This window comes from Bacteroides sp. HPS0048, assembly GCF_964240755.1.
Lineage (GTDB): Bacteria > Bacteroidota > Bacteroidia > Bacteroidales > Bacteroidaceae > Bacteroides > Bacteroides nordii.
Genome location: NZ_CAXSVC010000033.1, coordinates 37,725 through 57,934, shown reverse-complemented (window position 1 = coordinate 57,934; position 20,210 = coordinate 37,725). Strand labels below are relative to the sequence as shown.

The window sequence follows — 20,210 nt, the reverse complement described above, 5'->3', positions numbered from 1 at the left end:
CGCAAGAATCCCTTTTACGGTTACAAGATGGAGCAGGACGAGACCGATCCGGTATTCCTGACCTACGACGAGTTGCAGACCGTAATGAAAAAGAAATTCACCATTCCACGGCTTGAACTGGTCAGGGATGTCTTTGTCTTTGCGTGCTTCACCGGTTTGGCATTCTCCGATGTTGCCAGTCTGAACAAAGAGAATCTGGTACAGGACAATCTCGGAGACTGGTGGATAAGAAAAGGAAGGGTCAAATTGGAACACCGTAGGAAGGCCTCTTCCATCAGCAATATTCCATTGCTGCCCGTACCCCTGGCCATATTGGAGAAATACAAGGAACATCCGACCTGCATTAAGAAAGGATGCTGTTTGCCCGTCATGTGCAACCAGAAGATGAACAGCTATCTCAAGGAAATAGCCGATTTCTGCGGCATTAAGAAGAATCTGACCACGCACGTTGCCCGTCACACTTTCGGGACTACGGTCACGCTTGCCAACAATGTGCCTCTTCAAGATGTTTCCGTCATGCTCGGCCATGCCTCCACACGTATGACACAGCATTATGCACGGGTCATGAACAGCAGCCTGAAAGAAGCAATGAACAACGTGAAGGAGCGTCTTGCACAATAAGTATACAAATTCAGTCATTAAGCCGTCCCCCTAGGGATGGCTTTTTTTGTAATCTATAAATCACAATATCCTGCCGTCCTTTCAATTTCTTACCTGCAAATATAGCCATTTGTCGGGTTGATTGCGCAAGGCGGCCCCTTTCAGGGGCTGGTTGGCTAAAAGAAAATCATCCTCGCTTCGCTGCGGTATTTTCTTTTGCCAAGCCTTGCTCAATCCCCGACAAAGGACAGCCCGGCAAGTAAGAAAACGAAAATCCGGCTCCATGGAGCCGATCATGTCAAACTTTAAAAAATAAAGGTATGAACAGAAAGACGACAAGCAAAGGACAGCAGGAAGCCAATCCGGAAATGACGATGTTGGTTTATCGGGAAATGAGCTATCCTGCACGGGAAGTGCAAGGCAAAGATGGGAACTATCTGGTTTCCGTAGAAAGACTGGAACAGGAACTGCTGGATGGCATCAGAAGCCTTGATCCGGCAGCATTCGATTTGGACGAAGAAATCGCTTACTATTGTTCGGACGAAGAGATCCGCCTGTTGACGGACGATGAACTGGAAGAAATGATTTACGGCTGACATTTAAAAAAGTAATGATTATGAATGAAACAACAGCAAAGGTCTGCGAAGAGCAAGTAGCAGGCCTTACCATAGAGAATGCACACAGGGTCACGATGATCCGGAAAAAAGGTACGGACTATCCCCCCGTACCGTTCCATTTCAGAAAGGAGCATCATGGAACGGGCAACTATGTACACCTGTACGGAAATCCGGAAGATCACAATGAATTGCATTCCAAGGACTTCAAAGACTGGGAAGCCGTAGCATTCAAACATCCTGCCTATTTGGATGATATGTGGAAACAGGCTTGCGACGCATACGCCTGGAGTTCCTTCAATCCGGAGATTCGCGGCGAGACGGACATCATGATTTATGGAGAGGAGCTGCACAACGACCTGCAACTCATGCCGGAAGAGGAACGGGATACATACATCGCCGCCTACCGGCAAAAGTTGTCCGCCCAGCTCTCGGCCCTCTCCCGCTGTGCCAACCCGATGGTGACGGGACGGAGCGGATTTGATTACTACAGGCAGGAAAAAACGAACAGAAGCTATCAGAACCGTTACGAAGAATTCCGCAATTGGCGGAAAAAAGTTCTTGAAACCGTCAGACGGAAAAAGGAAGCCGCACGACCGGAGGAAGAGAAACAGGAAAAGGCATGGCAGACGCTCAAACGCGACATCAAGAGCAGTGCCGATACCATCCACGGGATTGATACCGGACAATGCCGGGGCTATAGCCGTGCCCTGTTTGTCAGCAGCATCCTGAACAAGGTATCCACCCTGGCCAATCACGGGGAAGTGGAAATCGTCCGTAGGGCCGTGGACTTCATTTCCGAATATAACGCAAGGGTGAAGAAACCCGTCATCACACCGAGAAACAAATTCTTCCAATTGCCGGAACTGGCGGAACGGATGCGCGAAAAGCTGAAAGCGATGCAAAGCCGGGAAAACAAGGAAGTGCCGTTCGAGGGCGGGACACTTGTATGGAACTATGGGGAAGACCGCCTTCAGATCCTGTTTGACAGGATTCCCGAAGACAACAGACGCAAGGAACTGAAATCCTCCGGATTCCGCTGGTCACCCAGAAACAAGGCATGGCAACGGCAGCTCACCTCCAATGCCCTCAGTGCCGCCAAAAGAGTGTTGAACCTTCAAAACATCTGAACCATGAATAACGACAAACTGAAATTCGTAGTCGATTCACGCAGTTTTGACGGCAGCTGCGTGACCACCATGTCTGACGGAATACACGGCGACTACCACCATGAGACACTGGAGGAACTGAGAGACAGGGAAAAGAACCCGTGTCTCACAGCCGTGTCCGGAAATACCGTCCGCAAGATGATACGCATCCACCTGCAATCCCTCTGCGCCCCGTTCAGTGAGATTACGGAAGAAAGATATTTCGACTACATGGATGTCTTGCCCCCCATCCGCCATACCCGGAATTTCTTTTTCCTGGGAGAGCCTTATCATGCGGACATCTACCGGTTCTGCTTCCGGGCGGGCGGACGCTACTTCACGGGACTCCGCTCCGTTACCACGCCAAGGAAGGAGCTGGAACGGCAGATGGACAACCATTACCGGAACATTACCTTCAAAGGAGACATCCAGAAAGAAAAGCCGATGGTCATCTCCAACCACGCACGGCATGCCTCTATAATTATAGTTCCTTATCTGTTTCTTGACATAAATGGCGAGAAAAAGTTCATCTGCAACCTGATGAGAGGAACGGACGAATCGTCAGGCAGGGATGTGAGGCTGGAAACCGCCAAAATCCTGCGAAGCCTGCGCCGTCATCATTTCCTCTACTTCTCCGGCTATGAGGGAAACGACGATATGGACAGGTTCCTAGGCGAAGTGATGAAGAAAAAGCACACCCTGCTGGCAAACGGCAACTTCTTCCAATATCCCGTGAACCGGGAGTCCGTGTCGTTTACCGGAACGGTCAGGGAAACAGGCGAGCCGTTCTTCTTCCGGATTTACGACAGGGAGCTGTTCCTGCACCTGTTGTACGTCCTGAGAGGCATCAAAAGGGAAAAAGCTAAAATATAACGTGACACATAACGACGGTATGGTGACTGTCTTTCCGATCCGTCACCATACTAAAAAAACAATGAGATCATGAGAACTGTGACCGAAGAATCGTTGCGACGCAGGCTGGCCCGTCTGGAGTCGGCCTTGGAAAGCGAAAAGGCACGCCTGAGAAAAGTATGCGGCGGCATCCCCTGGGGAGCCGGGATGAGGCGTACCAAATGTACCCCCTCATTCCGAAGGGAGGACGAACTGATCGGGAAAATCAAGGCGGTGAGACAGCAACTCTCCCAAATGTCCGCAGGCGGTGACAATCACACGTTTAAAGAAACAGGCAGGTGAATGCCGGCCAATTAACTTGCAAGTCAATAATTTTAAAACCAGTTACGAATATGAACACCCGATTGGCTATAATCCGTTCAGAGGGAAAAGAACATCTCTGTTACCGGGAAGAGGAATGTTTTGTCGATGTATCCTATCCGATGGTGACATTTACCAAAGGGGAGGATGATTTTGAAATTGTCAAATGCGACCATCCGTCCATGGAAGAGACTTTCCTGTATCAGGAAAGCCGTTTCTCAATCGTGATTGAAATGTACCATAACGGCTGGCCGGCATTGTCTCTGAAAGATCCCGTGACCCATGAGATATACACGGTCCTGACGGTTAACCTGGAAGATAAGGCGGCATTCTCACTGCCTAACAGGGCATTCGTGGACATCAACAACAATCCTGATGCCATGGAGTTCCTTCTGTCCAACAAATTGGCTGAGGATACAGGTTATAGACGTCAGAGCGGCTGGGTAAGCTACCCGATGGTCACACTTAACCTTCCGACGTTTTACAGGCTTGACCCACATGCCTTTAGCGCAATATTGAATATCCGGTAATCCTTCCGGGCAATGAATCTGGTATCAACAATCAAATGGAAAGAATCATGAAAAGATATGACATAAGAGTAAGGTATTCCTTCGAGGGCACTTACACGGTAGCGGCAGAAGACCGCGATGAAGCAAAAAGAATGGTAAATGACGATTGCGGTCCTGTTTTGGGCGGCGATATCCACACGACACGCGATGACGATGAAGTATTGGAGTGGGATTTCTGTATCCATCCCGACACGCGGATTCTCTCCTTGCAGGAAAGAGGCGGAAAAGGAAGTTTACCGTCAGAAGCCGTTGATTTCAGCGGCAGGATCAAGGAACTGCGGGGGGACATCATCGACGCGATACGGCAGTTGCTCCATGCTCACTGCATGAAAGAAATTCGTCTTCCGGAAGAGGATTATGATCCGGTCTGGGTGATATGGTTTGGCAAGAACGGAGAACCATATGAATGCAGGGTGACAGGACTCCGGGTAACGGCGGACAGCCTGACCGTCCTTGCCGAAGAGAAAGAAAGCGGTGACGGGGTGCAGTGTCACAGCCCGTTTGAACTCGGCGCAAAGAACATAGACTGGCTTCATGAGATGTATGAGGCTGTGTGGCATCAACTGAGAGAAACAAACAATGTAGAATCACAAATAGAAGAACCATGAAATATCAAGCGGAAAATACCGTCTCCAGTTTCTTCTACTACATGTGGAACGCCTGGAGCGAGGAGGAATGCAAAGCCGTGTATGGCGGCATGTACCCGCATTTCTGGAAAAAATGGTGCGTGGCGACAGACAAGGGCACATTCGGCGCGGCGGAACGGTTCTACCTGGAACTCTCGGAAGACAACCGCAGGATTCTGGTGGAACGGGCCGTCTCGATATATGACGGACGAGGCCTCAGAAACAGGAACAGAAACATAAAAAATCAAACAGCATGCAGGGAAACATTATCAGTCTGATCTGCAACTCATGCGGTTGCAGTCAAACGGAAGCACAGGAATACCTGGACTCCGAAATACGGTACCTGCGCGAATTGCAGGAGGCGGACGACCTGAGAGAAGATGACATGGAAACGGCCTGTCTCAACCTCGGTCTTGACCTTGACTACCGGGAATATTTTATCAACCGCCTCGCAGGGGCATAAAAAACTTATGGCTATGACTTATTTTCAGAACATACACTCTCTGGCGGACTTGAAGAAAGAATACCGCCGGCTGGCATTGGAGCACCACCCGGACAAGAGTGGTGACACCGCAATCATGCAACAGGTGACCACCGAGTTTGGAAGGCTTTTTGAGGCTTGGAAAGAAAAACCGGATATTCCCTCGACCTCAACCGGATATGAATATGACTATCCGGGAGCCACGGCAAAGGAATACACCGGGTATGTGTATAACGAATACCGCTGGAAAGGCCGCAATTACAAGGGGCAGCACGCTCCGGAAATCGTGGGACTGGTACGGGCATGGCTCAAGGAGACCTATCCGGGATACAAGTTCTCTGCCAGACGGGAGAATTGCCACTCCATCCATATCCGGTTGATGAAAGCGGATTTCGAGGCGTTCACCAAAGAGTCCGGAAAAGTTCAAGGCGATGTCAACCACCATCATATCCATTCAGACAAATCATTGACGGACAGGGCAAAGGATGTAATGATGAACATCTGCGATTTCATCATGTCGTACAATTTCGATGACAGCGCCCCCATGACGGACTATTTTCATACCAACTTTTACCTGACGCTCGGAATCGGAAGTTACAAACAGCCGTACAAGGTGGAACCGCCCAAACTCGGCAGCAAAGACAAGCCGGAGGTATTCAAGCATCCGGAAGGTCCGGCACACAAGGCAATGCGCCGGGCATTGGGCAAAGCGCGTTTCGGCATCATCGAAAGCCGGAAGTATGCCGGGGAAATAATTCTGGGGGAAGACTGTTTCGGCTCACGGGGCTCACGGGGCGAAGTCTATTTTTGGCCGAAGGAATATTCAAGCGCAAAAATGGCCCAAAAACGCATCGACAAACTGGAGGAAGCCGGAATAAAGTGCGAACCCACCGGCTATAACGGAGGATACATCCGCCTGCTCGGGTACACCCCTGAAATGAGAAATTCCCTGGAACGGGAACGTCAGGAGTATGCCGCCGCGTATCAGGCATGGTACTCAAAACAGAATTTGAAACAATCTGATTCAGAAATTATGGATACAAACAATTTGGACAAGTGGTGGTACGGACTTCCGGGAAACACCAGACAGGCTATAGGAAACGATGGAATATGGGAAAAACTGGATATGCCGTCCCGTTCGGCGCTACACCGATATTCCCGGCTTAGAATTTACGGAACGGCAAAGGACAGGGATGAGGAACGCACGCTGCTCAATGAAATCGCGTGCGGACTGGGCGACCTTGCCCTTGTCCGTAAAAACGGCATCGCGTTGGAGGAAATGTGCAACGGGAACGGGGAATTTTACGATGAATACCAGGAACAGTTCAACATATTATATGACAATTACGGACACACAATAGAAAATATAAGCTGGCCGGACTGGATCGGACATACAATTCCGACAAACAGGGAACTGGGCCGATTATTGGAACATCACGGTTACAAGCGTATGGAAATCGATACCGACAGAAGAATCCCGAAAACTTTCTATGTTTTCCGTCGTGGGTTGCACATCAACGCAAGCGAGGACTTGTCTTACCACATCGTACCGCAACAGGACAGTTTCGGACTGGGGCGTTTTGCGGTATGTGCTACCAAAGACGGTGAAAGCTTCCAGCTGGGAACTGACTGTGCCCGGCTCTTTTTGAGGCGCTTCCTTGCCTTCCTGAAGGGTGAAAGAAGCGGGAAAGAGATTATAGATGAAATATGCAACAACCGACAAACTGAACGATAGTATGAAAGCAAAAGTATTCAAGTACAAGTTTGATGGAAATACCGTCGTGGCTCCTTATATGGAACTGGAGCCGTACGCGGAGAATGTATATCTCTCCCTGTCGAGAAAGAACGAATACGGGAATGAAGACGATGACTGTTTCCATGTGGTCTGCCGGATTGAAAACGTTTATTTCTCCAGCGGGCAGTATTCACGCCGGTTCCTCAAGGGAGAAGGTTGCAGAGAGGAAGCCGCCACCTATTGCAGGAACTGGATTGCGGATACGCTTCAAAGTGCGGAAAGAGGAGCCTTCGTCAATTTGATCTCCGTCCGCGTGTTCGAAGCTCTCGGACTTGACACCACCCCCCTGGTGCAAGCCCGTGAGGAATATAAAAGAATACAGGAGCAGAAACGCAGGGAGCAGAAGGAGAAAGAGGCGGAAGAGCGCAAAGTGCAGGAAGAGCAACATCAGCGGCTGCTCAATGAACAGAAACAGAAATTCCTGGACGGGGAACGGATCACGGGAGAAATGTTCCTTGAAATCACCGGAAGGGACGGTTTTGACATCCATATCAGAACCAAAGGGACATTCAACAGGCATGTGAGGGGCATTGACAGGAACGGAACCGTCAGTTTCCGGAAAATCAAGGGCTGCCGGACTCCGGACTTTACCGGATGCCATAAGGCCGTGTCCGTCTATCTGGCGTTCATAACAGAAAAAGAGGGCAAATAATTAAATCCGGGGCGGTAACGGTCTGCTCCATGCAGCTGTTACCGCTACCGGCTTCCGGCCTCACAATTCACGGTTCAGCGCCATTGCCAGCGGAAACATCAACCGGTTATAGGCTTTAAGCTTTTGCAAATTCAGTACATATCCGGCATAGGGATTGGTCAGATCGGTATAGAAGAATACATCGGTAAATCCCGCGTGTTCCTCCACGACTTCACCCTTCAACGGAATCTCCTCCACATTGAACCGCTCCAGAGGCAGTTCTTCCAGACGGGTCTGTTCCGCATTTCCCAACACATTGAGGTTACGGTTAAACAGCACGAATCCTTTCTTCCTGTAATCCACACGCATACCGTACGGACGCTCCACAAGGAAAGCATCCGCCGCTTTCTTTACATAGTTTTCCATAATCCTGAAATTAGAAATTGCAAAAATACAGCATTTGTCCGGCAATGGCGAACAAATCAGGAAGATTATCTAAGGAATCCACACAAAATCCCACAACAAAAAACAACCGTATATTTTATTTCCCACCCTGCAAAGGTAGTCCCGTGTCCTGTGTACCCGTACAAGGTCAGGCCCCTGCGGGGTTGGCTGAAAGAAAATCATCCTCGCTTCGCTGCGGTATTTTCTTTCGCCAAACCTTGCGGGTACGGCCACGGGACTGTCAGGCAGGCGAGAAATAAAAATACCGGCTCCCGGAGCCGGACGTGTTTAACAGATAAAACACCAAAGTTATGAAAATCCTGAATGAAGAACATTTCGAGAACGTAAAGCGCTATGCCGAATCCATTGGTGACACCTCACTTCAAAAGTGCTTGGAACGGTTGAAGAGTTGGGAAGGGAATTCTGACTATCCCAGTGAGATTTCACTCTACTATGACCATGCCCCATACTCGTTCGGCTTTACCCAGCATTATGCCGATGGAAGAATAGGTATCGTAGGAGGTCTGCTCTATCATGGAATACCTGACAGGTCGTTTGCCGTAACATTGCAGCCGTTCCACGGATGGCAGATACATACCTGAAAAACATGAAACTTGACAATGACCGAAAAGCAGACTTCAGAACAGAGAATCCGAGGTCTGCTTTTTCATTTCTTGCTGTAAAGATAGCCGTTTTCCGGGCTGATTGTGCAAGGCGGCCCCTTTCAGGGGCTGGGTTGGCTGAAAGAAAATCATCCTCGCTTCGCTGCGGTATTTTCTTTCGCCAAGCCTTGCCGCAATCCCCGGAAAACAGACTGGAAAGACATCAAGAAATAAAAATGCCTACCCATGTAGGCCGATGTTTTACTTAAAAAAGAACAGATATGGAAACACTGGATTATAACCAGCTGCTGCTTGTCTCCCTGTGGCAATACAACCACCACGGGGATGAAGGGCTGACTCCTGCACTTTTCGAGGAAACGTTCGGAAAGGTCTATGGAAGTCACTATTACGAAAAATGGACCGGCTACTTCAATCGGAATCTCTGGGACATGATTGCCTATTTCAGAAGCGAGAAGGAGAACGGACAGAAGTTCTGCGACATGGTTGCCCGTCAGGTCAAATTGTATCAACAAAAACGATCTCAATATGAAGTACGGTAATTTTTATGACCTGGAAAGTCTGACTCTGCTCAACAGGCATGAAGGGTGTGCCTGCTCCATAAAGGAATGTGATGTGGAGAAGGTGAACCGGCTGATTTCAAGGATGCGGGAGGACAGGGAAAGAGTCGGTTTACCGACTGCAGGAGACATTGTCACTTATATCACCCGTGGCGGTGACTATTATCCGCAGGCACACATTGAAAGGGGCGATGACCGGGAAGTTCATATCTGCCTTCTCCCACAAACACCTTTTTGCCATGAAAATGAAAAGTGTACCGGTTACAATACGGAAGGAGGCCCTTGGGTTACAACCGATCCGGAATTGCTGATTCCCGATGGCATACGCAGCAAACAGTTCCGGATATGGGGGCATACCGGAAGGCACAGGAACGGTGCCGTCCTCTTCCACACATTCGTCAGGGCATGGAAATACACGGAACCCGATCCTCTGTACGGAAAGTACACCACAAAAGAATGGACGAGATACCTTATCGAGTGTCAGCCGGATATTGAACCGGCTGATGCCTTTGTCTATCGGAATGAGGCATTCACCCTTTACTCGCGGGAAGAACTGGAACGGCTGGTCGGGATTCTGCACGGAAAGCTTTTCAACGGATTCCGTCCCGGTCTGTTCATACTCTGGGCATACCGTATGGAATGGAAGGAACTTCCCGCATGGGAATGGAACATGCTGAAAGCGGACACCCATCTCTCTTTCCTTGGCATTTCTCCCGTCAGGATACAGACTGACCATAAAAGACATATAGTAACAATCTATAAAAAATCAGAGTAATATGGTACCATACAACACACCGCAGACGATACGTCCGCTTGAGAAAATGGTCTGTGATTTCGCCTATTCGAACGGCTACGATCCGATATCCGTTTTCAACGATTTCCTGCGTTATGTCATTCACGGGTTCTCTCCCGGCGCACCGCCCCTTATGGACTGGAAATACAAACGGCAGCAGAACAGGCATTTTATGGAAATGCTTACCGGATGGATACGGCTCATGCAGCGGGAACTGCAATCCGGCGGATGGTTTGATGCGTTCGGTGACCTCTTCATGGCAATATCCTCCAAAAGCGGTCGGCAGGTGAACGGACAGTTCTTCACTCCGCCGGATATCTGCGACCTGATGGTCTTATGTACCGATTCGGGGGAGACAGCGGCAGGAAAACGTATCTGTGACCCGACATGCGGAAGCGGAAGGCTGCTGCTGGCATATCATGTACGCCACCTGGGTAATTATCTGGTTGCAGAGGATGTCAGCCGTACCTGTTGTCTGATGACCGTTTGCAACATGCTCGTACATGGCTGCATAGGTGAGGTCATCCACCATGACAGCCTCTGCCCCGAAAACTTCATGGACGGCTGGATGGTAAACCATACGCTGACCCAGACGGGCATTCCCTCCATTCGCCGGATGAGTGAGGAGGAATATCGGACAAGCAGGAACATGTCCGTTGACCTGCTCAGAAAGCGGAAAGAGAAATTGCGCCAAATGCAGCCTGGCAAGAAACAATTGCCATATAAACAACAGAATTTATAAACAATAAACCGAATGATTATGAAACTGAATGTTAGCAACGAATTGAAATCCCGCCTGACCCATGCGGCGGAAAACGGAAGTGTGATAGCCAAAGATATCCTTTCGGAAGTAAAAAAGAACGTACCGGTGGAAGAAGTCATACGGGGGTCCTACAATTTTTTCTCCACCAAACGCAAACGGACGGAAGCCGGCACGTTCAAGAAAATCCGGATCGTGTTCACGGCATGCAACAAAGACTTGGGCCATCCCAATTTCCCGGACCGGAACAATCCGCAGGCGCCCTGGTTTCCGGAGAACCGGACAGATCTGGAACCGTCCACGTTTATCGAGCTGTTCAAAAATCTGGGACCGTACCAGCCCGATGAAATCAACTATTTCTGCAGCGCCATCTCACTGGACAGCAAGGTCACAATCAGACTGCATGACAGTATGAACGATTTTATGGAGGCTTATCTGGAAAGCAACTATAGTCCCATATCTGACGGTAGCGAATCCAGCCTGCACAACTCCTGTATGAGATATGAAGACAAGGCCCGTAATGCAGCGGATTTCTATGCCAATTTCGCAGGAGCCAAAATACTCGTGGCAAGGGATGACAGCAGCAATGTGGTCGGACGGGCCATTGTATGGAACGAGATAACATTGTGGAAATCAATAAACACACCGATTGCCGCCTCCCTGCTGGATCGTATCTATTCCTCACACGCATTCGTCATCGAACTGATCCGCAAGCAGGCGCAGGAGGCAGGTATCCTGTTGCGACGCAGATACAACGATTATACACATACGACGGATTTCACCGTACTGAATCCCATTGAGGGGCAGGAATGGGCGGCCGGAGATAATATACAGGTTTCTTTGACGGTGAAAGTGCCCGCCTGCAGGTGGCACAAGAAAGGGGTGCCTTACCTCGACACGTTCTACAGCCTCCATCTGACGGACGGTAACCTGGAACTGAGAAATACGGAGGGCGACACGAGCATAGCCACCTGCCGGAGCACGGAAGGGTGTGCAAACAGGAAAAAATATGTATGTCCCAAATGCGGGAAGATACATATCTTCCCGGATGCGGCATTCTGCAAGAACTGTCAGGATATGTACTATGTATCTACCGTATTCGGGAAAGTCCTGAAAGGATTATCAGTGGAATATAAAGGAAAGAAATATCCGTCTTTTCTCTTTCGTAAAGGGCGTCCCGTACCGGAATTCAGACGATACCTGCAAATCGAAAAATTGTTCATTTCCTAAAATATCATTATCATGGAAAAACTAATGGCTCTTTACGGCATTTCTTCCCCCTCTGGCAGAGAGGGGAAGATGGCTAAATTCATCATAGAGGAACTCAAAAGGATGGAGATTCCTTTCCGGCAAGACAGGTACGGAAACATCTATGCGGTCAAAGGCAACCGGGAAAGCTACCCCTGTGTCGTGGCGCACATGGATGAGGTACACCGGCGCAAGACAGGCTCTTATGCAGCCCATCTTGTGGCGGACTCGATGATTGTCGGCTATGATCACAAGCGTAAACGGATGACCGGAATCGGTGCGGATGACAAGAACGGCATCTGGATCTGCCTGAAATGCCTGGAGGATTGCAAGACGGTGAAATGTGCCTTCTTCGTACAGGAGGAGGTGGGATGCATAGGCAGCAGCCATGCCGATATGTCCTTCTTTTCCGATTGCCGTTTCGTGATTCAGTGTGACCGGAAAGGGAACGGGGATATGGTAACACAAATCAATGGGATGAAGCTCTGCTCCAACGAGTTCATTTCAGCTATAGATTTCCGGAAGTACGGCTACAAGCCGGCACAGGGACTGAATACAGATGTGGCGGCTTTGAAAAGAAACGGTCTGGAAGTATCCTGTATCAATCTTTCCTGTGGATATTACGAACCTCATACGGACAACGAATATACCGTCGTGGCTGATCTTTGCAAGTGTTACCGCTTTGTCCGGCATATCATCTGCTGCCACAAGGGAACCAGCATGCATATACCGGAAGCGGGGAAAAAAACTTTCCCCGGATATTATGAACTGTTCGGGCTGACCGGATATAGCGAAGAGGATTATATCCGTTTGTCAGAAGAAAAATACATGGGACATGCTAAAACAACCAAGACAAGCTCTAAGAATAAATTCTGATTCATCAACATTAAAAACATAGTATTATGGAAACAACAGTAATGCCGGCAACTGCATCGGTACAGAAACAGCAGGGCCTCAACCAGGTAGTCATTAACAAGGTACAGCGGATGATAGAAGGCAGGCAAGGCGGTGTCATGGACACCATCAACCGTCTGCTCAGTGAGGGACGGATCGCGCAGGATTTTATCGCTCCCATCGGGGTAAGCCAACGTAGCAAGGAACGCCCCGTTATCTCTTTCAAAGCGGAAGGAAGGGTACAGATGGCAATGCCCGAAGGGAACTTCAACCTGCACGGCAACGCCATAAGCCAGATTTCGGAGAAGATGGGCATTCCCGCCAAATACCTGCGCGAGCTTTCCGCCGGGGATGTTTGGCAGAAACAGTTGTGCGCCACCATCCTGAACGAGCATTCGGGATGGACCGAGCGTACACGGGTACTGATACGGGCGGTAGGAATGGAAGTCCGGGGCGTATTGTCGGACTCCTACCGTCGGCTGAACTCGGTGGATATCCTGACCGCTTTCATCCGTGAGGCGGGAGGACAGGGAGCGGTCGTGTCCGATGCCTATATGAACGACACGAAAGTATGGTGTGAGACAATCCTGCCCACTCCGATAGAGATACCCACCCGTAAGAACGGAACGGTCATCATCTTCGCAGGAGCACGCTTCTCCACATCCGACTATGGCAACGGATCGGTCGATATGCGGTCGTTCCTGCTCAACGGGGCGTGCCTGAACGGGATGGTCAGGGAGTCCGTCATGCGGCAGATACACCTTGGAGGCCGACTGCCGGAATCCCTGTCCCTCTCCCAAAAGACCTACGAACTGGACACGCAGACCACCGTATCGGCTGTTTCCGACCTGACCAAAGGACTGTACAGCAAAGACACCATCATGCAGAAGGCCATCGAAATTCAAGGAGCATCGGAAATAGACGTGGATTTCGACAAGGAACTGAAAAATCTGGTGCAGAAAGGAGCCTTGTTGAAAAACGAAGGACGTGAGGTCGAGAAACTGCTGATGAACAACAATCCTGACGACGGAGTTACAGGCGGGGCCACGCTATGGAAACTGACACAGGGAATCACCGCCTTTGCAAGGGAACAGCAGCCGGAACGCTGCCGGGAACTGCATGAAATTTCGGGACAGCTGATGAACCGGGTAAAGATAAATTAAGAGAATAACAACCGAATTGTATGACAAGGGCGGCCGTGAGTCGCCTGTAAAGCAGAAGAACAATGGGAAATAATATAGTGTGCAGCAGATGCGGATCGGCCAATGTCAGGTGTGAGGCAATGGTAAACCCCAACACAAAAGGGTTCGACCACTTCACGGACGAAGCTTTTTATTACGGGTGGTGCGAAAACTGCGGATTGGGAGTTGCCTTGACCGACAAGGAGGAAATCCGGAACGAAATTTTGGAGAAATACCACAGGTTCAAGAAAGAGAATGCTTGTGAGCCACATTACGCGAATTGCCGGATTGTCCAAAGGGACAGCGGTCAGGTCAAGGATGTAAGAATTATGCTTTCACCGGACACCGGTATGGCCGATGACGGTATTTTCTTTTACTGCCACACATTGGAAAGGCTTATTGGGCTGTCCGTTCCCGGCAGGGAAAGTTTCACCCTTACGGAATGTTTCGGTTTTGCCTTGCTGACAGACAGGGAAAAGATGGAACGGCAGGTATTTAAACATGAAGCGGACGGAAAGCCCATTATCGTAACAGGCAGGGAAGTGCTGCTTTTCTATGGGGAACACTATGGTATAAGACCGGAAGAATTGAAGCAATACGCAACGGAGTATTGCTGCCATATCAAACATTACAGGGAATATGGATATCCGTTGCTGGACAGGTCCCTCGTGAAAAAAATGCTGGAGGAAGAGGAACGGATTACAAAAGGGGAAACACGGTCATTCACTCTGCGGATACACTTTCCTTGGCATGTGAAAATCACAAAAGAGGATAATCCTGAATATGCCCCATACAGATATGCCTTGAATGCCTATTGCCTGGACAATCCGCAATGTTTTAACCGCAGATACACCACTTTGGAGAAAGCCTTGCTCCATTGTCTGAATGGATTCAATGAAAATGCCGCAATCAAAGACCGGTATCGTTCAATAGGGGAATACTTGCTGCAAAAGTAAGAACAGCAGACAAATACATCTTAAAAAACAGAAACGTCACAAGGTGATGTATATCACATCATACCTGTGGCGTTTCCGTTTTAGCCACTTCCCGGTTCTTGATTCTGCCCGCTTTGGGAATATGCATCTAATATGGCAATTGGAGTCATTCTGCCCAAGGGACTTTTATGTTTCATGTGCCCTATGACATAAATACAGATCTTTAGTCATGCACATTCCGATGTTCCATCTGTTTCCTGTTACGGTATTCAAGGTTTATTGTGGAATGGAACTTTACAATCCCCTGTTAGGGATATGTTCATACCGGACAAATAAAAAAGGTTCGGTCGTCTCGTAGCAACCAAACCTTTATCAGCAAGCAATCTACGGAATATAGAACAGTTCAAACTCCTCTTTTCTTCTTCTCTCTATGCTTGGAATGACTTTCCCCCGATAACAGCGGAACGATACATATTCCCTGTAAATATCCCGGTTGCCGCTGTCCAGTTTCTGAATCAGTTTGCTTTTAGGTATCTTGCCGTTTCCGATCAGACGGTAACAGCCTACATTAAAGCCTAACAGACTTAAAAGGAGCGAGTCTTTCCCATATTTTCGGAATACCTTCAAACACCGTTCAAGGTCGCATCTCAAAAGTGAGTCTGCCTGTGCCTCACTCAGGTTCTCGGTCAGCGTCTCGTGGGGAAGCAGGCGGTGTCCGTAACCGATGTAAGGCATTTTCCCCCGGTGCCAGCCTTCCCACCGCTTGATGCAGGCTACCGCCTTATCTTTGTCAGACGGGGGATTTTCCGCCTTGCCGTACAAGACAAGTAACAGGAAGATCATAACAGCCGGTATTCTTTTCATGCAGCCTCCTTGTTATTTTCTTCATCCGTATCCTTTCCATTAAAATCATATGTCAATTGTTGCAGATTCCCCCAATTATCTTCAAGATAGAGGTCTATGGTCTGGGATTCCTTGCCGCTTTGCGAAGTATAGTAAAGACGGAATTTCCATTCGTTCAGCAGATAACGGTCATTGGGCTTCAGTACCGTTCCGTCCTCCATCTTCAGACTGCCCTTGCCGTCCGGCTGGAAATACCTTAGCGTATAGACGGTTCCGGCAAAGTTCCCTTCCGGCTTGATTTCCAGCCGGATTTCCACAGTCTCCCCATCGGTAATCTCATCCGCTACCGGCATGGTTTCTACCGTAAACGGGTATTCCTGTCTGATATCCAGCTCATTGTCACAAGCGACAAGACCAAGAAAGGAGAATGCCATACAGCAGGCTGTCAGCATAAAATCAAGGATTTTTCTTTTCATGGGTATGTATTCTTTTAAGGTTAGAAAATGTATTTTACTCCGATTCCATACTGGAAGTGGCAGATCCCCGAGGCACTGCCCCACACGAAACGCTCACGCAGACGCACCAGCAGGACAACCCTGTCGGACAGGTAGCCTTCCGCTTCCAGCGTTACCGCGCCGCCATAGATGAAAGACTCGCATTGCTGCAAAACGGCTCCGTCATCCAGCAGCCGGTCTCCTTCGTTCACGGTCTCATAGCCCAACAGGGCGGAAGCGCCGAGGTTCAGGAAGAAGGACTTGCCGGGGGTGGAAAAGAACATATGGTAGTAACCGCCTTCCCCCGTATATTGCAACAAGGGTATATGCGTACTCCGGTAAGGGATGTTACGTTTCAGCATCTCACCGCCAAACATCCACTGGTTTCCGCTCCCGGTACAGGTGGATACAGCCAGCGAGAAGGCATAGCCTGCATCGTGACGGTTTGCCCGGCTGTAAAATCCGTCGGCCATTTCAGTGGTGAAGCGGACGGCTTTCATTCCCGGCAGGCGGCGTTGGGCTTCTGCCTGCCCTGTAAAGAGGGCAAGCAGGAGGATAATAAAGAGGGAGTTTCTTTTCATGGCGTTCATCTGACTTTCAGTTCATTGACGGTTTCTGCGCGTACCAGGTCCTCATTCTCCACATCAAAGGACTGATGCCGGCCGCCTTGCTTCTCATACATTTCCACTATCAGCTTCTTGTCGTCGGGAATGGTGAACTTGGGCAGGGCAAACACCGTCCGCTCGTTCTTCTTCCCGTCCACACGGGTCACATAGTTGAAGGCACGAAGCGGATAGATGACCTGTTCCTGCATGGCGGTACGTTTCATGATTTTCTTGTCCACGATCTTGAAGGTCACGAAGTCCACATCGAAAGGCACGTTCGTGGCGTTCTTCACTTCGGTATGGAAATAGATCAGTTCGCCGTGCGCATAAAGTCCTTTAAGCAGATATTGCACTCCGAACCGTTTGCAGCCGATGTGCTTGACCTTGCGTTTGTTCTGTTCATACACGGATTTCATGATCAGCCGTACCAGACGGGGAGACTCCCCGGCGAGTTCCTGCAAGTAGATTTCCATCGCATTGTTCGGACGGTTCACGGCCTCTCCGTCATGGATGAAGTCGCACATTTCCACATTCAGCAGCAAAGGCTCGTCGGCATACTTGACGTTGAATGTATAGAAGTTGCCGTCTTCGGTAATTACGCTCATGTTTGTCTCGCTCCGGAAATGTTTCCGGGTTGCCTTCACACGGATCACATTTTCCGCACCGTCCGCCTTGCCCGCTATCAGATTGGGCGAACCCAGGTCCACATATCTCACGGGAGAGGGAAAAATAATATGTACGGTCTTGTCATATGTGATTTCCAGACCGTGTGGGGGAATCATCCGGCTGAATCCGATCTTGCGGCTCAGTCCTTCATAATAGTCCCCGCTGCTCTGCTGCGCATATGCAGCCACTGTGCCCGCAATCAGGGCAAGCATCATCAGAATCTTCTTCATGTGTGTTTCTTGGTTGATTGGTGAATAAATGGTTGATTTCCTTTTCTCCTTCATTTTTCAGGAGAATGCAGCAACAGCCGGTGCCCGGCCTTCAGGGTGATTTTCACCGTGCGCATCTTCTTGCCCACATATTGTGACACACCCTGTATCACCCCCTTGCCCACATCCGAGGCAATCTGCGCTCCGGCATCCGTTGAGATATTGATGCTGCTTCCTATAGAGGTGCCCATGCCGGCGGCAATCTCACGTGCGGCATCATACTCCATCGAGTTCGGTACAAGGATTCCCTGCTGCCCGTCAGCGTCATACACTTCGAGTTCCACCGGGAACAGCGTGCCTCTGTACTCCACTGTCTCGATCAGGATTCCCATCCGTTCCCCCTCGACACGTGTGCCGCCGACCAGTACCGTACCTTTTGGGATAAGGAGATCGTCCACTGCCATCGGCTCAAGCAGGCGGATACGCAGTGCCTGTCCGTCAGATACGGTCTGCGTGCCATGCACACAGGCGGCGATGGTGTTCCTGCCGGAAGATGGCATTTTGCCTACCGGGGTGTGGAAGCCGGTATTTCTCTCGCCTGCATATCCGGAAGCAATGTCTTCATTGCCTGCAGGCTGGGCCAGTGATGACACCATCCGGTTCTGTACCCGTTTTACAGGCCGGACAGCCGTCCGTTCTTTCCGGCTGTTTGGGGCATTTGTTGTAGAGGAAGCATCCTGCTCTTTCCCGTTGTAGCGGGCAGCCAGCTCGTAGGACTTTTCCAGCAGAGCCATCTTTTCTTCCAGGGTCTGGCCTTCCGCCTGTTCTTCCGCCGGCTTCCTTTCTTTTTCCAGATCCTCAATACGGCGGAGCAGATCGGCGTTTGGCTGATTTTCATTCCGGGTATATACACTGCCCAGCGAACGGTTCATATTCCGGTAGGCTTCTGCAGAGGAACGGATGGAGCCAGGGGCTTTCCCCTTTTCCGGTTCCGGCGGAAGTTCCATGTTTGCTTTTCCTGCGGTAAGACCGGCAGTATCCTGATCGTCCTTGTTGAGCTGTTCGGACATCTCCTGGAAGGTTCCCCTGCGCCATTTTTCCTTTTTTGCCAGTGCTTCCTGCTCGTAGGCGCTTACCTTGTTGCCCTCCATTTCCGAATCTTCCGGTGAAGGCATCTCCACGTTAAAACCCCTGCCTTTTTCCATTTCCGCCTTCTCCTTTTCCGACGGGCTGAATACCAGCAGGAGGAACCCCATGCACAGCAGGCAGAAAAACGGATAGACAATATACTTTGCGCGCCGGCGCTTCTCTTCGGGAGTCAGCGGCTTGTCATTTGACACTCCGAGCCGTTCCCTGATTTTCTGAAAGTCCATTTTCATGTTTATGGATGTTTGAATGAATGTTTCTTGTTCTTTCCGGCCGGAACACGACGGAACGGATATGTCCCATTGCCGGTCTTTGGCCCGGCTCCCCGAAACGGGATACACAGGAGAGAATCGAGTACAGGCAGGAGGCAGCAAGCAGGAACGAGGCCGTGCCTGCCAGAAGGATGCGCTGCTTTCCTGTCAGCCGCCGGCAGAACAGCCGTACCCGGCTGTCCGCATGGCCGAAGAATCCGCGTTTTCCCCTCATCGTTCCGCACTTCTTAGGTCCTTATTCTCCAGCACGGTAAACTGCTCGATAATGAATCCGTTGGGATTGTCATCCGAACGTCCTGTGTTTTGAAGCGAGCAGGAAGTTACGAGGCTGCGCTCGGTCACGTTGCTTTCACGGATAATCAGCTGCCGGGCGTATGTCCGCACCTTGTAAGGGTAGGCGGCAAAGTCGCACACCACGCTGTCCACATGCACCACCTGGTTGATGTTGCCTGAAATCAGGCGGTTGTAATACCCTCTTTCGGCAAAATCCACATAGTAGTGATAGGCACTCTTGTCTGCCAGTTGCAGGGCACGGTTGATATTGTGCTCGATGGCATCCTTCTGGGGTGAGAGCGAGAAAAACAGTTCGTGAAAGCGCCTTACATGTTCCCGCGCCTCGGCAGGCCTGTTCTGTGAGAGGTCCTGCGAAAGGGCCATCATCAGCGATTTGCCCCCGTCAAGCACATAGATTTTCTCGCGTTGCTTCTCGGCAAAGCGGTATGAGCTCCACAGCGCATATCCGGTAACGAGCGCACAGCAGCAGGCAAAGACCGCCAGCATCAGGCGGATGCGCTTGAAGCTGCTCTCAATGTTTGTCAATGACTTGAATTCCATTTTTTTTGATGTCTGGTTTGAATGAATAAA

Annotated in this window: 28 protein-coding genes and 1 pseudogene; 20 read left to right on the top strand and 9 right to left on the bottom strand. The window is 50.0% G+C overall.

What is annotated here, in order from left to right; all coding sequences use genetic code 11:
* Positions 1–621: site-specific integrase (locus ACESQI_RS19870; protein WP_155198433.1), on the top strand; the 621-nt coding region annotated here is incomplete at its 5' end.
* 81 nt (positions 622–702) lie between these two features.
* On the opposite strand, the gene ACESQI_RS19865 is transcribed toward ACESQI_RS19870, so the two are convergent.
* Entirely contained in the window at positions 703–885 is a 183-nt protein-coding gene (locus ACESQI_RS19865) for a hypothetical protein (protein ID WP_229038421.1), read from the bottom strand.
* Between the two features lie 35 nt (positions 886–920).
* On the opposite strand from ACESQI_RS19865, the gene ACESQI_RS19860 reads away from it, so the two are divergent.
* The 11 genes and pseudogenes from ACESQI_RS19860 (at position 921) to ACESQI_RS19810 (ending at position 7,697) form a co-directional block, all read left to right on the top strand.
* Positions 921–1,196 (top strand): hypothetical protein, encoded by a 276-nt coding sequence (locus ACESQI_RS19860; protein ID WP_007838828.1) that lies wholly within the window; start codon positions 921–923, stop codon positions 1,194–1,196.
* A 14-nt stretch (positions 1,197–1,210) separates the two neighbouring features.
* Complete coding sequence (locus ACESQI_RS19855) at positions 1,211–2,344, top strand: hypothetical protein (protein ID WP_033572536.1); 1,134 nt, start codon at positions 1,211–1,213, stop codon at positions 2,342–2,344.
* A 3-nt stretch (positions 2,345–2,347) separates the two neighbouring features.
* A complete protein-coding gene (locus ACESQI_RS19850) occupies positions 2,348–3,235 on the top strand; it encodes a hypothetical protein (RefSeq protein ID WP_044269158.1) in 888 nt (295 codons plus the stop codon).
* Positions 3,236–3,304: 69 nt separating this feature from the next.
* Complete coding sequence (locus ACESQI_RS19845) at positions 3,305–3,556, top strand: hypothetical protein (RefSeq protein ID WP_005634966.1); 252 nt, start codon at positions 3,305–3,307, stop codon at positions 3,554–3,556.
* A 50-nt stretch (positions 3,557–3,606) separates the two neighbouring features.
* Entirely contained in the window at positions 3,607–4,104 is a 498-nt protein-coding gene (locus tag ACESQI_RS19840; RefSeq protein WP_033572538.1) for a DUF4313 domain-containing protein, read from the top strand.
* Between the two features lie 47 nt (positions 4,105–4,151).
* Complete coding sequence (locus ACESQI_RS19835) at positions 4,152–4,751, top strand: hypothetical protein (protein WP_033572539.1); 600 nt, start codon at positions 4,152–4,154, stop codon at positions 4,749–4,751.
* Complete coding sequence (locus tag ACESQI_RS19830) at positions 4,748–5,047, top strand: hypothetical protein (protein ID WP_033572540.1); 300 nt, start codon at positions 4,748–4,750, stop codon at positions 5,045–5,047. The genes ACESQI_RS19835 and ACESQI_RS19830 overlap by 4 nt, the downstream gene beginning before the upstream one ends.
* A complete protein-coding gene (locus tag ACESQI_RS19825; protein WP_033572541.1) occupies positions 5,023–5,232 on the top strand; it encodes a hypothetical protein in 210 nt (69 codons plus the stop codon). The genes ACESQI_RS19830 and ACESQI_RS19825 overlap by 25 nt, the downstream gene beginning before the upstream one ends.
* Before the next feature lie 13 nt (positions 5,233–5,245).
* A pseudogene (locus ACESQI_RS19820) lies at positions 5,246–6,265 on the top strand (LPD29 domain-containing protein); the annotation flags it as partial.
* 18 nt (positions 6,266–6,283) lie between these two features.
* Entirely contained in the window at positions 6,284–6,985 is a 702-nt protein-coding gene (locus tag ACESQI_RS19815; RefSeq protein WP_080707123.1) for a hypothetical protein, read from the top strand.
* Between the two features lies 1 nt (position 6,986).
* A complete protein-coding gene (locus ACESQI_RS19810; protein ID WP_036630517.1) occupies positions 6,987–7,697 on the top strand; it encodes a hypothetical protein in 711 nt (236 codons plus the stop codon).
* A 60-nt stretch (positions 7,698–7,757) separates the two neighbouring features.
* Here the strand turns inward: ACESQI_RS19810 and ACESQI_RS19805 are convergent, their stop codons facing one another.
* On the bottom strand, positions 7,758–8,102 hold the full coding sequence (locus ACESQI_RS19805; protein WP_117601211.1) for a hypothetical protein: 345 nt from the start codon (positions 8,100–8,102) through the stop codon (positions 7,758–7,760).
* A 329-nt stretch (positions 8,103–8,431) separates the two neighbouring features.
* Between ACESQI_RS19805 and ACESQI_RS19800 the strand changes: the two genes are divergently transcribed.
* From ACESQI_RS19800 to ACESQI_RS19765, 8 genes are all read left to right on the top strand, one after another.
* Positions 8,432–8,722 (top strand): DUF4120 family protein, encoded by a 291-nt coding sequence (locus tag ACESQI_RS19800; RefSeq protein WP_117797148.1) that lies wholly within the window; start codon positions 8,432–8,434, stop codon positions 8,720–8,722.
* A gap of 281 nt (positions 8,723–9,003) precedes the next feature.
* Positions 9,004–9,282 carry a hypothetical protein gene (locus ACESQI_RS19795; RefSeq protein WP_005802666.1) on the top strand — a complete coding sequence of 93 codons (279 nt, stop codon included), beginning with the start codon at positions 9,004–9,006 and terminating at the stop codon, positions 9,280–9,282.
* Complete coding sequence (locus tag ACESQI_RS19790) at positions 9,269–10,075, top strand: DUF4121 family protein (RefSeq protein ID WP_258999096.1); 807 nt, start codon at positions 9,269–9,271, stop codon at positions 10,073–10,075. Before ACESQI_RS19795 ends, ACESQI_RS19790 begins: the two co-directional genes overlap by 14 nt.
* Before the next feature lies 1 nt (position 10,076).
* A complete protein-coding gene (locus ACESQI_RS19785) occupies positions 10,077–10,835 on the top strand; it encodes an N-6 DNA methylase (RefSeq protein WP_258999097.1) in 759 nt (252 codons plus the stop codon).
* A 12-nt stretch (positions 10,836–10,847) separates the two neighbouring features.
* Positions 10,848–12,083: a hypothetical protein gene (locus ACESQI_RS19780; RefSeq protein WP_036630502.1), complete on the top strand. Its 1,236-nt coding sequence runs from the start codon at positions 10,848–10,850 to the stop codon at positions 12,081–12,083.
* Positions 12,084–12,095: 12 nt separating this feature from the next.
* The gene (locus tag ACESQI_RS19775; RefSeq protein ID WP_215665305.1) at positions 12,096–12,977 is read left to right on the top strand and encodes a hypothetical protein; all 882 of its coding nucleotides are present in this window, start codon (positions 12,096–12,098) and stop codon (positions 12,975–12,977) included.
* Between the two features lie 26 nt (positions 12,978–13,003).
* Positions 13,004–14,158 carry a hypothetical protein gene (locus ACESQI_RS19770; RefSeq protein ID WP_004288787.1) on the top strand — a complete coding sequence of 385 codons (1,155 nt, stop codon included), beginning with the start codon at positions 13,004–13,006 and terminating at the stop codon, positions 14,156–14,158.
* A gap of 119 nt (positions 14,159–14,277) precedes the next feature.
* The gene (locus tag ACESQI_RS19765; RefSeq protein WP_309574076.1) at positions 14,278–15,132 is read left to right on the top strand and encodes a hypothetical protein; all 855 of its coding nucleotides are present in this window, start codon (positions 14,278–14,280) and stop codon (positions 15,130–15,132) included.
* 363 nt (positions 15,133–15,495) lie between these two features.
* Here the strand turns inward: ACESQI_RS19765 and ACESQI_RS19760 are convergent, their stop codons facing one another.
* Genes ACESQI_RS19760 through traK form a run of 7 tightly spaced genes read right to left on the bottom strand, consistent with a single transcriptional unit; the run spans position 15,496 to position 20,180 of the window.
* Positions 15,496–15,975 carry a glycoside hydrolase family protein gene (locus ACESQI_RS19760; protein WP_007838806.1) on the bottom strand — a complete coding sequence of 160 codons (480 nt, stop codon included), beginning with the start codon at positions 15,973–15,975 and terminating at the stop codon, positions 15,496–15,498.
* A complete protein-coding gene (locus ACESQI_RS19755; protein WP_004288765.1) occupies positions 15,972–16,430 on the bottom strand; it encodes a DUF3872 domain-containing protein in 459 nt (152 codons plus the stop codon). The genes ACESQI_RS19760 and ACESQI_RS19755 overlap by 4 nt, the downstream gene beginning before the upstream one ends.
* Positions 16,431–16,450: 20 nt before the next feature.
* A complete protein-coding gene (locus tag ACESQI_RS19750) occupies positions 16,451–17,038 on the bottom strand; it encodes a conjugal transfer protein TraO (RefSeq protein ID WP_258999102.1) in 588 nt (195 codons plus the stop codon).
* Entirely contained in the window at positions 17,035–17,949 is a 915-nt protein-coding gene (gene traN / locus ACESQI_RS19745; RefSeq protein WP_008777983.1) for a conjugative transposon protein TraN, read from the bottom strand. Before traN ends, ACESQI_RS19750 begins: the two co-directional genes overlap by 4 nt.
* A 50-nt stretch (positions 17,950–17,999) precedes the next feature.
* Positions 18,000–19,307, bottom strand: a complete 1,308-nt coding sequence (gene traM, locus ACESQI_RS19740; RefSeq protein ID WP_373126872.1) for a conjugative transposon protein TraM — start codon at positions 19,305–19,307, stop codon at positions 18,000–18,002.
* 2 nt (positions 19,308–19,309) lie between these two features.
* Positions 19,310–19,570: a hypothetical protein gene (locus tag ACESQI_RS19735; RefSeq protein ID WP_193759991.1), complete on the bottom strand. Its 261-nt coding sequence runs from the start codon at positions 19,568–19,570 to the stop codon at positions 19,310–19,312.
* On the bottom strand, positions 19,557–20,180 hold the full coding sequence (gene traK / locus ACESQI_RS19730) for a conjugative transposon protein TraK (RefSeq protein WP_304182478.1): 624 nt from the start codon (positions 20,178–20,180) through the stop codon (positions 19,557–19,559). The genes ACESQI_RS19735 and traK overlap by 14 nt, the downstream gene beginning before the upstream one ends.
* Positions 20,181–20,210: the final 30 nt, after the last annotated feature.

What these genes read in the sequence shown, in the direction of transcription:
- ACESQI_RS19810 (WP_036630517.1), top strand. Translation starts at nt 6,987, where the DNA reads ATGAAAGCAAAAGTATTCAAGTACAAGTTTGATGGAAATACCGTCGTG.
- ACESQI_RS19790 (WP_258999096.1), top strand. Translation starts at nt 9,269, where the DNA reads ATGAAGTACGGTAATTTTTATGACCTGGAAAGTCTGACTCTGCTCAAC.
- traM (WP_373126872.1), bottom strand. Translation starts at nt 19,307, where the DNA reads ATGAAAATGGACTTTCAGAAAATCAGGGAACGGCTCGGAGTGTCAAAT.
- ACESQI_RS19830 (WP_033572540.1), top strand. Translation starts at nt 4,748, where the DNA reads ATGAAATATCAAGCGGAAAATACCGTCTCCAGTTTCTTCTACTACATG.
- ACESQI_RS19800 (WP_117797148.1), top strand. Translation starts at nt 8,432, where the DNA reads ATGAAAATCCTGAATGAAGAACATTTCGAGAACGTAAAGCGCTATGCC.
- ACESQI_RS19835 (WP_033572539.1), top strand. Translation starts at nt 4,152, where the DNA reads ATGAAAAGATATGACATAAGAGTAAGGTATTCCTTCGAGGGCACTTAC.
- traN (WP_008777983.1), bottom strand. Translation starts at nt 17,949, where the DNA reads ATGAAGAAGATTCTGATGATGCTTGCCCTGATTGCGGGCACAGTGGCT.
- ACESQI_RS19855 (WP_033572536.1), top strand. Translation starts at nt 1,211, where the DNA reads ATGATTATGAATGAAACAACAGCAAAGGTCTGCGAAGAGCAAGTAGCA.
- ACESQI_RS19765 (WP_309574076.1), top strand. Translation starts at nt 14,278, where the DNA reads ATGGTAAACCCCAACACAAAAGGGTTCGACCACTTCACGGACGAAGCT.
- traK (WP_304182478.1), bottom strand. Translation starts at nt 20,180, where the DNA reads ATGGAATTCAAGTCATTGACAAACATTGAGAGCAGCTTCAAGCGCATC.
- ACESQI_RS19805 (WP_117601211.1), bottom strand. Translation starts at nt 8,102, where the DNA reads ATGGAAAACTATGTAAAGAAAGCGGCGGATGCTTTCCTTGTGGAGCGT.
- ACESQI_RS19780 (WP_036630502.1), top strand. Translation starts at nt 10,848, where the DNA reads ATGATTATGAAACTGAATGTTAGCAACGAATTGAAATCCCGCCTGACC.
- ACESQI_RS19825 (WP_033572541.1), top strand. Translation starts at nt 5,023, where the DNA reads ATGCAGGGAAACATTATCAGTCTGATCTGCAACTCATGCGGTTGCAGT.
- ACESQI_RS19770 (WP_004288787.1), top strand. Translation starts at nt 13,004, where the DNA reads ATGGAAACAACAGTAATGCCGGCAACTGCATCGGTACAGAAACAGCAG.
- ACESQI_RS19845 (WP_005634966.1), top strand. Translation starts at nt 3,305, where the DNA reads ATGAGAACTGTGACCGAAGAATCGTTGCGACGCAGGCTGGCCCGTCTG.
- ACESQI_RS19850 (WP_044269158.1), top strand. Translation starts at nt 2,348, where the DNA reads ATGAATAACGACAAACTGAAATTCGTAGTCGATTCACGCAGTTTTGAC.
- ACESQI_RS19755 (WP_004288765.1), bottom strand. Translation starts at nt 16,430, where the DNA reads ATGAAAAGAAAAATCCTTGATTTTATGCTGACAGCCTGCTGTATGGCA.
- ACESQI_RS19760 (WP_007838806.1), bottom strand. Translation starts at nt 15,975, where the DNA reads ATGAAAAGAATACCGGCTGTTATGATCTTCCTGTTACTTGTCTTGTAC.
- ACESQI_RS19785 (WP_258999097.1), top strand. Translation starts at nt 10,077, where the DNA reads ATGGTACCATACAACACACCGCAGACGATACGTCCGCTTGAGAAAATG.
- ACESQI_RS19775 (WP_215665305.1), top strand. Translation starts at nt 12,096, where the DNA reads ATGGAAAAACTAATGGCTCTTTACGGCATTTCTTCCCCCTCTGGCAGA.
- ACESQI_RS19860 (WP_007838828.1), top strand. Translation starts at nt 921, where the DNA reads ATGAACAGAAAGACGACAAGCAAAGGACAGCAGGAAGCCAATCCGGAA.
- ACESQI_RS19865 (WP_229038421.1), bottom strand. Translation starts at nt 885, where the DNA reads ATGGAGCCGGATTTTCGTTTTCTTACTTGCCGGGCTGTCCTTTGTCGG.
- ACESQI_RS19840 (WP_033572538.1), top strand. Translation starts at nt 3,607, where the DNA reads ATGAACACCCGATTGGCTATAATCCGTTCAGAGGGAAAAGAACATCTC.
- ACESQI_RS19815 (WP_080707123.1), top strand. Translation starts at nt 6,284, where the DNA reads ATGGATACAAACAATTTGGACAAGTGGTGGTACGGACTTCCGGGAAAC.
- ACESQI_RS19795 (WP_005802666.1), top strand. Translation starts at nt 9,004, where the DNA reads ATGGAAACACTGGATTATAACCAGCTGCTGCTTGTCTCCCTGTGGCAA.
- ACESQI_RS19750 (WP_258999102.1), bottom strand. Translation starts at nt 17,038, where the DNA reads ATGAACGCCATGAAAAGAAACTCCCTCTTTATTATCCTCCTGCTTGCC.